General features: G+C 62.0%; 14 protein-coding genes and 1 pseudogene. 9 read left to right on the top strand and 6 right to left on the bottom strand.

The window, feature by feature from the left end; genetic code table 11:
- Positions 1-20: 20 nt before the first annotated feature.
- Positions 21-659, bottom strand: a complete 639-nt coding sequence (locus NE852_RS12580) for a TetR/AcrR family transcriptional regulator (RefSeq protein ID WP_008535063.1) — start codon at positions 657-659, stop codon at positions 21-23.
- Between the two features lie 142 nt (positions 660-801).
- Here NE852_RS12580 and NE852_RS12575 point away from each other — a divergent pair, with 142 nt between their 5' ends.
- The 4 genes from NE852_RS12575 (at position 802) to NE852_RS12560 (ending at position 5,162) form a co-directional block, all read left to right on the top strand.
- On the top strand, positions 802-1,998 hold the full coding sequence (locus NE852_RS12575) for a TCR/Tet family MFS transporter (RefSeq protein WP_258156587.1): 1,197 nt from the start codon (positions 802-804) through the stop codon (positions 1,996-1,998).
- A gap of 150 nt (positions 1,999-2,148) precedes the next feature.
- A complete protein-coding gene (locus NE852_RS12570; protein WP_258156586.1) occupies positions 2,149-2,544 on the top strand; it encodes an Ohr family peroxiredoxin in 396 nt (131 codons plus the stop codon).
- Positions 2,545-2,654: 110 nt separating this feature from the next.
- Entirely contained in the window at positions 2,655-3,725 is a 1,071-nt protein-coding gene (locus tag NE852_RS12565; protein ID WP_258156585.1) for a DUF3095 domain-containing protein, read from the top strand.
- A gap of 135 nt (positions 3,726-3,860) precedes the next feature.
- A complete protein-coding gene (locus tag NE852_RS12560; protein WP_258156584.1) occupies positions 3,861-5,162 on the top strand; it encodes an epoxide hydrolase family protein in 1,302 nt (433 codons plus the stop codon).
- A gap of 21 nt (positions 5,163-5,183) precedes the next feature.
- On the opposite strand, the gene NE852_RS12555 is transcribed toward NE852_RS12560, so the two are convergent.
- Entirely contained in the window at positions 5,184-5,597 is a 414-nt protein-coding gene (locus tag NE852_RS12555; RefSeq protein ID WP_008535083.1) for an NUDIX hydrolase, read from the bottom strand.
- 65 nt (positions 5,598-5,662) lie between these two features.
- Positions 5,663-6,169 carry a MarR family winged helix-turn-helix transcriptional regulator gene (locus NE852_RS12550; protein WP_037175069.1) on the bottom strand — a complete coding sequence of 169 codons (507 nt, stop codon included), beginning with the start codon at positions 6,167-6,169 and terminating at the stop codon, positions 5,663-5,665.
- 210 nt (positions 6,170-6,379) lie between these two features.
- Between NE852_RS12550 and NE852_RS12545 the strand changes: the two genes are divergently transcribed.
- The 5 genes from NE852_RS12545 (at position 6,380) to NE852_RS12525 (ending at position 11,490) form a co-directional block, all read left to right on the top strand.
- Complete coding sequence (locus NE852_RS12545) at positions 6,380-6,775, top strand: hypothetical protein (RefSeq protein ID WP_008535085.1); 396 nt, start codon at positions 6,380-6,382, stop codon at positions 6,773-6,775.
- 119 nt (positions 6,776-6,894) lie between these two features.
- The gene (locus NE852_RS12540; RefSeq protein WP_008535087.1) at positions 6,895-7,674 is read left to right on the top strand and encodes an alpha/beta fold hydrolase; all 780 of its coding nucleotides are present in this window, start codon (positions 6,895-6,897) and stop codon (positions 7,672-7,674) included.
- Positions 7,675-7,738: 64 nt separating this feature from the next.
- Positions 7,739-8,698 (top strand): acetylxylan esterase, encoded by a 960-nt coding sequence (locus tag NE852_RS12535; protein ID WP_008535089.1) that lies wholly within the window; start codon positions 7,739-7,741, stop codon positions 8,696-8,698.
- A complete protein-coding gene (locus tag NE852_RS12530) occupies positions 8,695-9,423 on the top strand; it encodes an esterase family protein (protein WP_008535092.1) in 729 nt (242 codons plus the stop codon). The genes NE852_RS12535 and NE852_RS12530 overlap by 4 nt, the downstream gene beginning before the upstream one ends.
- Positions 9,424-9,996: 573 nt before the next feature.
- On the top strand, positions 9,997-11,490 hold the full coding sequence (locus tag NE852_RS12525; RefSeq protein ID WP_008535095.1) for an arylsulfatase: 1,494 nt from the start codon (positions 9,997-9,999) through the stop codon (positions 11,488-11,490).
- An 11-nt stretch (positions 11,491-11,501) separates the two neighbouring features.
- Here the strand turns inward: NE852_RS12525 and NE852_RS32730 are convergent.
- The 3 genes and pseudogenes from NE852_RS32730 to NE852_RS12515 all read right to left on the bottom strand — a co-directional run.
- Positions 11,502-11,630 (bottom strand): annotated as a pseudogene (locus NE852_RS32730) (IS110 family transposase); the annotation flags it as partial.
- Positions 11,612-12,625, bottom strand: a complete 1,014-nt coding sequence (gene dhaK / locus NE852_RS12520; RefSeq protein ID WP_008535097.1) for a dihydroxyacetone kinase subunit DhaK — start codon at positions 12,623-12,625, stop codon at positions 11,612-11,614. The pseudogene NE852_RS32730 and the gene dhaK, both read right to left, overlap by 19 nt.
- A 51-nt stretch (positions 12,626-12,676) precedes the next feature.
- Positions 12,677-13,090 (bottom strand): hypothetical protein, encoded by a 414-nt coding sequence (locus NE852_RS12515; RefSeq protein ID WP_008535099.1) that lies wholly within the window; start codon positions 13,088-13,090, stop codon positions 12,677-12,679.
- Between the last annotated feature and the right edge of the window lies 1 nt (position 13,091).

Genomic DNA, 13,091 nt, shown 5'->3' with positions numbered 1-13,091 from the left:
GTCCTGTCGGACGCTGACATTCAAGCGTAAGGCGTGCCTTCCATTGCGGCTTTGAGGCCGATGGTGCCCTGATCGATGATGGCGAGAAAGACGGCTTTCGCCTCAGTGGCATCCCGGCTGCGTCGAAGGCTCCGGTGAGCCTGGAGGAAGGCGACAGTCCATGTCGCGAGCAGCAGGCCGGCGGCGAGATGGGCGGCTGGATCGTCAACGTCTTTTCCTGCACTTTCCGCCAGCGCGGCGGCCACCATTCCAGCCAGCTCGTCCCGAATGGCTCTCGCCCGCGCCTTGAGCGTTTCGCTGCGCTCGACCGTTTCGACGAAACCCTCGCTGCCTGCGGAAAATTGAACGAAAGGCGCCTGTTCGGCGACGAGCCGGTGCGCGAGCCGGCGCAGCGTCTCGATCGGCGAGACGCCGGGCTCTTGCTGCCGCAAGGCTTCGCGCAGGATTTCGCGGCCTTCCTCATCGCGGTCGAAGAACATGTCCTCCTTGCGGGGGAAGTGGTTGAAAACGGTCATCCGCCCGACATCGGCCGCGGTGGCAATCTCATCGACTGTCACGTGTTCGAAACCCCGCTCGCGGAAGAGGCGGTCGGCGGCCAAGGTGATGGCGCGTCGCGTTGCGAGGCGCTTGCGGGTTCTGAGGTCTGGTGGCGTGGACATGCCGGACTCGATAGCAGGAATTTTATACTCAGTACACATTTAACGTTGACTTCCTCTGGTGTCGGCATATGACTGTACTCAGTACATATTTAAACTCGGTATATATCGGCGCTACGAGCGCCACAGCCGAAAGGACGCGCTCATGAACAAACCCCTCATTGTTATTTTCACCGCAATCGGCCTCGACGCCGCAGGCATAGGGCTCATTTTTCCCATTCTCCCGCGGCTTCTCCAGGAGGTGACCCATGCCGGGAATATCGCTCCCTACATCGGGATCATGACGGCGCTCTACGCGCTGATGCAGTTCATCTTCGCGCCGGTGCTCGGCGCTTTGAGCGATAATCTCGGCCGGCGTCCCGTGCTGCTGATTTCGCTTGGCGGCGCTGCGATCAACTATCTCGTCATGGCGTTTGCGCCTGAGCTTTGGATGCTGCTGCTCGGCCGCGCCGTCGCCGGGCTCACCAGCGCCAACGTCTCCGTCGCCATGGCCTACATCACCGACATATCGGCCGAGGACAGGCGAGCCCGCCGTTTCGGCTTGTTCAACGCGACGTTCGGCATCGGTTTCATCATCGGCCCGGTGCTCGGCGGGCTGCTCGGTGATCAGTGGTTGCGGCTCCCCTTCATCGCCGCCGCCGTGCTGAACGCATGCAACATGCTGCTTGCCTTCTTCATCCTGCCGGAGTCCCGCACGCCGGCTCGCGAGAGGATCGACCTTGCGGCACTCAATCCGCTGCGGCCGCTGCGCTGGATCCTGTCGATGAAGGGGCTTCTGCCCATCATCCTCGTGTTTTTCATCCTGAGCGCCACCGGCGAAGCCTATGGCACCTGCTGGGCCTTGTGGGGTTTCGACACCTTCCACTGGAACGGCCTCTGGATCGGCCTTTCCTTGGGCGCCTTCGGCATATGCCAGACGGTGGTGCAGGCGCTATTGCCCGGCCCGGCCAGCAAACGGCTCGGCGAACGCGGGGCTGTTGTCGTCGGCATCGCCTGCGCCTGCCTTGCTCTCCTCGCCATGGCCTTTGCCAGCCAGGGCTGGATCGTGTTCGCGATCATGCCGGTCTTCGCGCTCGGCGGCATCGGCACGCCGGCGTTCCAGGCTTTCGCGAGCCGGCAGGTCGATCCGGCCCGCCAGGGCCAACTCCAGGGCGTGCTGACGTCGGCCGTCAGCCTGGCCTCGATCATCGGCCCGCTGGCCTTCTCGACATTCTATCTCGCCGTCCAGCAGGCGTGGCCCGGCGCCATCTGGCTCTCCGTCGTCGCCATCTATGCCTTGGCGGTTCCATTGGTTCTTCTCGGAACCCGGGCTGCCCGTCCTGTGCAACCTGCGAGCCTGTGATCTGCAGCCCGGTGGCCGGGGTGGCTTTTGAATTGAAATAAATCGTATCCGATTAAATCGAATGGTGTTGACAGCGAGAGCCATTAGGAATATTTAACACGCATCCGATTAGATCGGATACGCTGTAAATCAAACCTAGAGGATACCACCATGACCGAGAAGCTTCTTTTCACTGGCAAGACCCACATCGCCGGCGGCCGCGACGGCTATGCACGCAGCAGCGACGGCATGCTCGACATCAAGCTGCCGCAACCGCATCCGGCTGCCGAGAACCTGTTCGGCGCCGCCTGGTCCGCCTGCTATATCGGCGCCATCGAGCTTGCCGCGTCTCAGCGCAAGGTGACCCTGCCGGCCGGTCCCGAGGTCGATGCCGAGATCACTCTCAACGCCGACAACGGCTCCTTCTTCCTGCGCGCACGCTTCAATGTCAGCCTGGCCGGCATCGAGCGCGACGTCGCCGAGGAACTGATCCACGCAGCCCACGAGATCTGCCCTTATTCGAAGGCGACGCGCGGCAATATCGACGTCGAGACCAGGCTCGTCTGAACGGAAGGGCCGGCGTCGTCGCCGTCATCTTCGAAGCGGGGGTCTGCCGATCGGCCGGCAGACCCGTTCCCGAACGGGCATCGCAACCCTGCCGATCCGGAGACCATGCCATGACCAGCAGCCATGCGGAGCCGCACCCGGCCTATGACGAGTTTTCGCTTCTGCTCGATCCCGATGTCTATGAGCCGCTGCCCGAGGATTGGCTGATCGGCATCACCGACGTCGTCAGCTCGACCGCGGCAATCGGGGCAGGGCGCTATGAAGACGTCAACTATGCCGGCGCCTCTATCATCGCGGCACTCGGCAATGCCTGGGGCTCCTTCGATTTCCCGTTCGTGTTTCGCGGAGACGGAGCGGCCTTCGCCCTGCCGCCGGGCGGCCTGATGGCCGCGACGTCGGCATTGCGTGATGTGGCGGAGTTTGCCAGGAGCGATCTTCATCTTGACCTTCGTGTCGGGCTGGTCACCGTGCGCGATATTCGTGCCGGCGGGCGCGATGTGAAGATCGCGCGTTATGCCGCTTCCGAGAACGCGACCTATGCGATGTTTGCCGGTGGCGGGCTGAAATGGGCCGAGCAGCAGATCAAGAACGGCCGCTATCTGGTCAAGCCCGGCCGCTATGCGACGAAGCCTGACCTGACGGGCCTGAGCTGCGATTGGGCGCCGTTCGCCAGCCGGCGGGGCGAGATCCTGTCGCTGCTGGTCGAACCCCGCGACGATACCAGCCCCGAGGTTTTCGCGGCGCTCGCCAGGCGCGTGCTTCAGGTTTTCGATGCCGCGCCGCGCCGGTCACATCCGCTTTCGCGGGATAATGCTATCCCGAGGAACAGTGCGAGGCAGGTCAGTGCGGACGGCTGGGCGGAAGTCGCCTCCCATTCGGATTTCCGCAAGTTCGACGACGGTCTGCGCCTGACGCTGGACTGCACGCCGGAAGAGATCGACAGCGTCGAAGCCATTCTCGTCGCAGCAAGAGCGCGCGGCGAGATCGATTTCGGCCTGCACCGCCAGTCGCATGCGCTGATGACCTGCCTGGTGCCATCGGGCCGGCCGGATTCGCATCTGCATTTTCTGGACGGAATGGGCGGCGGCTATGCGAAAGCGGCCGAGATGATGGAGGAGGGCGCGCTTGCAGCAATGTCGTCGCGCCAGCCTGAAAGAGCAGTCAGGGCAGCAGAAGCATAGCCTGACCGGGCCAATTGACCGCCGGATTGCCCCGGAGCATAGTCCCGGCCAGACGCGAATGACCTGCTGTTACCAACGAGGTCGGCCTGTCGATCCTCGTATCCTTCCACGTAGATCGAACGCTAGGAGAGCGTCATGTCCCCCACATTTTCATTTTCGCCGACGCGGCGCGAACTGCTTGCTGCCACCGCCGCAGCCGGAGCCGTCAGCCTCGTCGCCGGCGTGCCCGGCGCGTGGGCGAACGGCGAGGAAATCCGCCCTTTCAGCGTCAGCTTCCCTCAGGACCAGCTCGACGATCTCAGGCGGCGCGTCGCCGCCACCCGCTGGCCGGATAAGGAAACGGTCGCGGACGACAGCCAGGGCGTGCAGCTTTCGACGATCCAGAAGCTCGCGAAGCATTGGGCGACGGATTACGACTGGCGCAAGATGGAGGCGCGGCTCAATGCCTTCCCGCAGTTCATCACCGAGATCGACGGTCTGGACATCCACTTCATCCATGTCCGCTCCAAGCATGAAAACGCGCTGCCGTTGATCGTCACGCATGGTTGGCCGGGCTCCATCATCGAGCAGTTGAAGATCATCGAACCGCTCACTGATCCGACAGCGCATGGCGGCAGCGCAGAGGACGCATTCCACGTGGTGATCCCGTCTTTGCCGGGCTACGGCTTTTCAGCGAAATCGACGGGATCGGGGAGCTGGAACCCGCCTCGCATTGCGCATGCCTGGGCGGCGCTGATGCAGCGTCTCGGCTACACCAAGTTCGTGGCGCAGGGTGGCGACTGGGGCAATGCGGTCACCGAACTGATGGCGGTGCAGCAACCGCCGGGATTGCTCGGCATCCACACCAATATGGCCGCCACCGTTCCCGCCGACATCGCCAAGGCGCTCGCTGCCGGGGCCATGCCGCCCGCCGATCTCTCGCCGGACGAAAGACGCGCCTGGGATCAGCTCGACGACTTCTACAAGAATGGGCTCGGCTACGCCATCGAGATGAACAACCGGCCGCAGACGCTCTATGCGATCGTCGACTCGCCGGTCGGACTCGCCGCCTGGATGCTCGACCACGATATTCGCAGCTACCGGATGATTGCGCGCGTTTTCGACGGAGAGACCGAGGGGCTGACGAAGGACGATATCCTCGACAACGTCACGCTCTACTGGCTGACGAACACGGCAATCTCGTCCGCGCGCCTCTATTGGGAAAACGCGCATCATCCGAGCGGCGGGTTCTTCGACCCCAGGGGCATCAAGATCCCCGTTGCCGTCAGCGCTTTTCCCGATGAGATCTACCAGGCGCCGAAGAGCTGGGCGGAGAAGGCCTATCCGAAGCTCATTCACTACAACAGGCTGGAGAAGGGCGGGCACTTCGCCGCATGGGAACAGCCGATGGTTTTCACTGCCGAGCTGAGGACGGCATTCCGGCCGCTGCGCCAGTAGATCAGAAGGCGCGCCGCGCTTTTAGTTTTTGTCGCTCCCTCGTATGGCGAGGCTTGCGAGTAAGTCACCGAGCTGGAGCGGCGCCAGTTTGGTTTCCTGTTGGATTTCGGCGGCGGTGAACCATCTGAGTTCGGTATGTTCGTCGCCGACAAGCTGCGGCAATCCCTGCCATTGGTCGACGTGATAGACGTGGAAGGTGGCGGATGCCTCGGGCGGAGCTTGCGATACGAACTTTGCCGCGAGCTGCCAGCGTTCCGGCGCGACGCTTATTTCCTCCATCAATTCCCGGCGCATCGCCGTCTCGGCGTCTTCGCCATCCTCGATGTGGCCGCCGGGGAGACTCCAGCGGTCCGGATAGATCCTGCGCTCTGAACTCCGCCTTGCGAGAAGTAGCATCCCGTTGCGGCTCAAGGCACCCATCGCGATCTCGGGCATGTGGTCTCCTCGCTGCGCAAATGCGTCACCGCAAGCATGTCACCAGCTTGTGACAGCTGCCGCCATCAAGGCTTTTCCGGTTCGGCCTGCGCCCGCAGCAGGTTGTCGCGCAGCCTCGTCACCGACTGCTGCACGACGGGGAAATCATCGCCGAGGCCGCTGGCGGCAATCAGCGTGCCGTCGGGATCGACCTCGAGGAGGAGATCGCGCCCGGCCGGCGTCAGGCTCACGCGGACCTGCCGTTCATCGGCGGGATCGCGATGGCGGGTGAGATAGCCTGTCGATTCCAGCTTCTTGAGGATCGGCGTCAGCGTATTGGATTCGAGGAACAGCTTTTCTCCCAGCATGCTGACCGTCTGGTTCTCCTCTTCGGAGAGGGCGACCAGCGCGATATATTGCGTGTAGGTCAGGCCAAGCTCGTCCAGGATCGGCTTATAGGCGCGGCCGAAGGCGAGATTGGCGGAATAGACCGCGAAGCAGAGGAAGTTCGAAAGCTTCCTGTCCTCCTTGCCCGCTTGCGGGGAGGCGGGCGCAGGCATGTCGGGTGATTTTGCGCTTTTAGATGCAGGCATGGCTCTATCCGTCCGGCTTGTTGATTGCCGATACATATATATCGCATCCGATTAAATCGCAAGCTTTAAGCAGCTATTTCCGCATGAAGAAAGCGCCGGTGGTCGCTGACTGCAACTTTCGACTGCGGTGGAAAAGATGACACTTTTAAAGCTAAGTTCCGACACCTTTCCGATCAAAGCTCCGCTCTATTGCGAGCTTTGGGAGAGATTATGTCGGGCATTCTTATCGCCACCTTGTTGGCAACGGTTTCAGCAAAGATTCCCGCCGGCTTTTCAACCGGCGACCTGCTTTATTCCGATTGCAGCGGCTCCCGGCGGCTGGTCGTCGGATATGTTGCCGGTTGGCTGGACAAGTGGAACCGGGACGATTATCTCGCCCGGCGCATCTTTACCGAAGCCGTTCCTGCGCCGAAGGAGATGGTCAGCTCGGCCTATTTTGCCAATTCCGTCGGTATAAACCTATGTGTGCCAGTGGGAACGACGGCGGAAACGATCGGCAATACGCTGTGCACATTCCTCGAACAGAATCCCGGCATACGCGACGCCAGCGGCGACGAACTGATGACCACCTTGATTGCCTATAAATATCGTTGCCCCGTGCCGTAAGGAGCCGCAAACTCACGCTGGAGATGGGCGGTTCCGAGATGATGTGATCGGTCAAACCGATTTTCCCGGGTTCAGCTTTCGACCTCTCAACAGTCTCTCAACACGTGAGGAAACAGATCATGATGATGAACAGACGGGCTTTTTCGGCCGCCCTCGTTGCCGGCACTGCCGCCACTCTTCTCTCCACCCGCGTCATGGCCGCGACATCAGCACCCGTTAAGGCGCGCAATATTGTGCTGGCGCACGGGCTGTTTGCCGACGGCTCCTGCTGGACCGAGGTGATCACGCGCCTGCAGGCGGCAGGGCTCAACGCGACTGCCGTGCAGAACCCGCTGACGACGCTGCCGGAGGCCGTTGCTGCCGTCACGCGCGTGCTCGACCGCCAGGACGGACCGACGGTTCTGGTCGGACATTCCTTTTCCGGAATGCTCGTCACCGAGGCCGGCATGCATTCGAATGTTTCGGCGCTCGTCTACGTCGCGGCGCGGGCGCCGGATGCGGGCGAGGATTATACGGCGCTCGCCAAGACTTATCCCACGCCGCCGGCTTCGGCCGGCATCGTCTTCGACGGCGATGAAGGGCGCCTGAGCGAGGCCGCTTTCCTCAGAGATTTCGCCGGCGACCTGCCGGAGGCCAAGGCAAAAGTGCTCTATGCCGTGCAGCAGCCGTTCCAGAAGGCGCTGCTATCAGGCAAGACCACGCAGGCCGCCTGGCGCTCCAAGCCGAGCTGGTACGCGGTTTCGACCGAGGACCGGACGATCGATCCCGATCTCGAACGTTTCATGGCCAAGCGCATGGGCGCAAAGACCATCGAAGTGAAGGCCAGCCACCTCTCGCTGATCTCGCATCCGGATGAAATCACGCAGCTGATCCTGGAGGCGGCGGGGGCTGCGGCCTGACGCACGTCTGGGGTAAGCAGCTGCAAGGCTTGCGCAATCGGGGCTTTCACGCGACAAAACCCGGATGACCATTCCCAAGATACATCCCTTCGCCTTCGACCCCACCTACGGCATGCGGCTCGAAGAGCTTCTCGCGGTCGAACCGCCGGAGGAGCCTGCGGGTTTCGATGCGTTCTGGGAGGCGCGGTATCGGAAGGCGCTTGATGTCGATCCGCAGCCGGCGCTTTCGCTCAGCAAGCTCAGCCATCCCGACTGGCACGTGCTCGACCTCGTCTATCTCTCGACTGGCGGGTTCAAGATCGGCGGCTGGCTTTTGCTGCCGCGTGAGGGGCGGGTGAAGCGAGGTCTCGTCGTCGGGCATGGGTATGGCGGGCGGGATCAGCCTGACTTCAATCTGCCGGTCGAGGAAACGGCGGTGATCTTTCCCTGCTGCCGCGGACTGTCGCTGAGCAGGCATCCGCCGATTTCCGAGAACCCGTCCTGGCATGTGCTTCACGATATCGATAAGCGGGATTCCTATATCATCGGCGGCTGCGTCGAGGATATCTGGCTCGCGGTCTCGACGCTTGCTACGCTCTATCCCTGGCTTTCCGGCCATATCGGCTATAGCGGCATCAGCTTCGGCGGCGGCGTCGGGGCGATGGCGATCGCTTATGACGAGCGCATCGATCGCGGCCATCTGGCGCTGCCGAGCTTCGGCCACCAGCCGCTGCGGCTGAAACTGCCGACCGTCGGCAGCGCGCAGTCGGTGCAGGAATATCAGGCCGACCATGGCAACGTGCTGGAGACGCTGCGCTTCTACGATGCGGCGACCGCGGCGACGCGGATCGATGTGCCGATGCTGACGGCGGTGGCGCTTTTCGACCCTTCGGTCGCGCCGCCCTGCCAGTTCGCTGTCGCAAATGCGATACGGAAATATAATGAAATCTTCATCCTGGACGCCGGTCATTTCGATTACCCTGGAAGTGCTGAGCAAGAGGCGGTTCTCCGCGACAAGATCGGACAGTTCTTCAGGGTGTCATGAACCGCGAATATCTGAGCTGGTATAGCCAGCGGTTGCATCGAGACATGGAGTTGCTGGTGTTCGGCCATGCCGGCGCCAAGGTCCTGGTCTTTCCGACGCGGGAGGGGCGCTTTTTCGAATATGAACAGCTCGGCCTGGTGGCGAGCCTCGCCGACAAGCTCTCGGCCGGCCAGATCCAGCTCTATTGCATCGAGGGCCTGGCCGCCGACAGTTTCTACGGTTTCCACCATCATCCGGCCGAGCGCATCCGCCGGCACGCGGCGCTCGAGGATTATATCCTCAACGAGGTGCTGCCGCTGATGGCGGCGAAGAACCCGCATGACTGCACCATGGTGCATGGGTGCAGCCTCGGCGCCTTCCAGGCGGCGAGCCTCTTCTTTCGCCATCCGCATCTCTTCCGCAAGCTCGTCGCCTTTTCCGGACGCTACGACCTGACGATGAAGGTGGAATCCTTTGGCGACCTGTTCGACGGCTATTACGACGACAGCGTCTATTTCCACACGCCGACGCATTTCCTGCCCGGCCTCGGCTCGGACTGGCGGCTCGACAGGCTGCGCGAGCGCGACATCGTTCTCACCATCGGCGATGCCGATCCCTTCCTCGACAACAACCGCTATCTCAGCCGGCTGCTCGGCGAGAAGAATATTCGCCATCAGCTGCATGTCTGGGACGGTCGCGCCCACCGTGCCGGCGCCTGGCGCAAGATGGCGCCGCTCTACATCTGACGCCTAAAGCATGTCGCGGAAAGGGCCGGCCGCAGCCGGGACTCTAACCCGCTCTGTCGAGTGTTCGGCCTTCTTGCACAAGGCTGATATTTATATTAGCAATGCCTTATCAGAAGACGGAAGCTCGCCGTCATCGAGCCCGACAAACAGACTGCATTCGAGCGCAAGCAACAAAAGATTTTCAGCCCGACGTGGGGGAGAGAATATGCGTCGTAGGGCAGGCGGGCTAGTCAAAGCGGCCTCGCCGCTGCTGTTGGGGTTTGCCATCATGTCCGATTGCGCGAATGCTGCGGAAGGCGGAGCGAGCTTTTACTGGCTCGGCTCTCGCAGCCCGTTGGGCGGGGCTCACACCCCGCCGGGCGTCTACTATCAGAATGATTTCTACCATTATTCGGGACACGCCGGCGCCGGCATCCACCTGGAGCTCGGTGGACAATTCGTCGCCAAAGTCGACGGAAGGCAACTCGGTTTTCCTGACAGTCGCCCTCCCGCTTTCGGCGCCTGGCAAGTGACGTGCTGGGAGGAAACCATGTCTCGTCGGTGCAACATCCAGTCAACCAGGGCGGAGAACCAATGAGCAAAACCGAAACTGCTCAAGCCAATGAAATCAGCGGCATTACCCGCCGCGACGCACTGATGGGCGGCACTGCGCTGGCTGTCACCCAGTTTTCCGCACAGGCTGGTATTCTAGGCGTTTTCGCAGGCGCCGGGGAGGCCCGCGCCCAAGGCGCGGCCCCCAACATTGTCTACATCATTTCGGACGACAGCGGGTGGAAGGACGTCGGCTACCATGGTTCCGACATCAGGACGCCAAACATCGACCGGCTGGCGGCCGAAGGCGCGCGGCTCGAGCAGTTCTACGTTCAGCCCATGTGCACCCCGAGCCGCGCAGCGTTCATGACAGGCCGCTATCCGTTCCGATATGGCCTGCAGACTGCCGTTATTCCGCAATCCGGCACTTACGGATTGGCGCTTGACGAATACCCTTTGCCACAAGTGCTGAAGGACGCTGGATATTACACCGCGATGAGCGGCAAGTGGCACCTGGGGCACTCAAAGACCGCATACTGGCCGCGCCAGCGTGGTTTCGATTCATTCTATGGCGCACTCCTCGGCGAGATCGACCATTTCACGCATAAAGCGGCAAACGGCAACCCGGATTGGTATCGAAACAACAAGGCTCTCAAAGAGGAGGGGTACGACAACATCCTTATCGGCGCAGAAGCTGTGCGCGTGATCAACAAGCACGATCAGCAGAAGCCTTTGTTCCTGTATCTGGCCTTTACGGCGCCGCACACGCCCTATCAGGCGCCCAAGGAATATCTCGACCGCAACAGCCACATCGCCGACGAGAGCCGGCGGAAATATGCAGCGATGATCTCGGTGATGGACGACGAGATCGGCAAGGTGGTCGCGGCGCTCGAAAAGCGCGGCATGCGCGATAATACGTTGATCGTCTTCCACAGTGACAATGGCGGCGTGGTCAACGCGTTTTTTGCGGGAGAAAGCGAGGTCAAGGGCAAGCTTCCCGCCGACAACGGCCCTTATCGGGAGGGGAAGGGAACAACCTATGAAGGCGGCACACGTGTTGCCGGCCTCGTAAACTGGCCGGGAAAAATCAAGCCCGGCACGATCGATGGGCCGATGCACGTCGTTGACATGTATCCGACGCTCGCGGGCCTGGTGGGCGCCACGCTCGGCAAGAACAAGCCACTGGATGGAATGGACATGTGGCCGACGCTCGCCGAAGGAAAGCCTTCACCACGAACCGAAATCGTCTACAATATCGAACCGATGACGGCAGCCGTGCGCCAGGGCGATTGGAAGCTCGTTTGGAAAGCGGTACTGCCGCAGAGCATCGAACTCTTCGACCTCTCCAAGGACGAGCGCGAGGCCACCAATCTGGCCGATCAAAATCCCGAAATGGTGAAGAAGCTGCAGGCGCGGATCACGGAACTTGCGTCTCAGATGGCTCCCCCGCTGATCATGCACGACGCCGTGAAACTGCTGTTGCACTCGCCGACTTTGCTGCCTGACGCATCCGCGATGTTCAATGTTGGAGACTGAGCCACTCGCAGGCGAGCAGTCAACAGCGCGCGGCGCTTCTGGCTTGTGAGCGTCTTCACGTGCACGTTCTTGAAAAGACCGACGCGCATGATGCGATCACTCTTGTTCGTTTGCGAAGCCTTCAGGAAGGCCTTTGAATGGCCATCGGCCAATATAAAGCCGCCGTCGCCACTGGCGCGTCCCAGAGCGAGATCTCCTCGTCGGTCAGCAAGGCGAGGGTAACGGACAATCCCTGCATGTCGAGGGACGTGACGTAGGTTCCGACAAGCGAGCGTTCGATGGGGATGCCGCTCTGCTCGATGAAGCGGCGGGCGCCGTTATAGGCGAGGTAGAGTTCGGCGGGCGGCGTGCCGCCGAGGCCGTTGACGAAGAGCAGCGCTCGCGTGCCCGGCGTCACCGCGATGTCGGCAATGATGGTTTCGCAGAGATGCCCGATGATGGCGTCGGCGGCGGCGAAGGGTTGCCTGGCATGGCCGGGCTCGCCATGAATTCCGACGCCCATTTCCATCTCGTCGGGTCCGAGCGAAAACGTCGTGCGCTCGGTCTGCGGCACCGTCACGCCATTCAGCGCCACCCCCATTGAGCGGATGCGGGTGTTCAGTCCCTCGCCAAGCTGCTTCAATTCGGCGAGGGGCATGCCGCGTTCGGCGGCGGCACCCAGGATCTTTTCGACGATCAGCGTTCCCGCGACGCCGCGCCGGCCGCGGCCTTCGCCTGTTCTCGACGTCTCGATATCGTCGCTGACGACGATCATGTCGAGGCTGTGGCGGTCACCGGCCATCTCGATCGCCATTTCGAAATTCATCAGGTCGCCGTCGTAATTCTTGACCACGAGCAGGCAGCCGGCGCCGGTATCGGCCTCTTCGATGGCGGCAATGATCTGGCTCGGCGTCGGCGAGGTGAAGATATGGCCGACGCAGGCGGCATCCAGCATGCCCTGGCCGACGAAGCCGATATGCATCGGCTCGTGTCCGGCGCCGCCGCCTGATATCAGCGCCACCTTGCCCGATGTCAGTTGGCGGCGGCGGATGCATTTGCGCTCTGCCCCGAACACCACCAAGGCCTCATGGGCGCGCACAAAGCCTTCGACGCTTTCGGCGACCATGGTTTCCGCGGTGTTCATGAACTTCTTCATCAAGCCCCTCCCAAGGCCAAAAACATTACGTTACGTCAGTCCGGTCACTCTTCACTGCTCGCTCGCCCCTGATATCGCGACGATCTTCTGCACCAGATCGGAGATCGCCTCTTCCAGGAGGCGGTTTTTCCTGTCGTCGCCGAAATCCGGCACCATCAGCGACAGGTGCCGCAATTTCTCGGAATGGCCGAGATCCGGCAGCTTGCCGGGATGGGCGGCCTGATAGGCTTCGAGGAAGCGTTCCTCCTCAGCGGCGCTGAAGTGGCAGACGCGCACGATCGTCGCGAGATGGCGCGCTGGCAGCGGCGTCGCATAGGTGGGGCTGGTGATCTGGGTGACAAAGCTGCGGTGCTTGCCGAGCGCCGTCGCCAGGCGCTGGCGCGTGCCGGACGGCCTATTGTCGATGATCTGCGCCAGAATGGACTTGTAGGCGATTATGGCGTCTTCGGTGTCTTCGCGCGCCATC

This window comes from Rhizobium sp. Pop5 (assembly GCF_024721175.1).
Taxonomy (GTDB): domain Bacteria; phylum Pseudomonadota; class Alphaproteobacteria; order Rhizobiales; family Rhizobiaceae; genus Rhizobium.
This window is presented reverse-complemented; position numbering and strand designations above follow the sequence as displayed.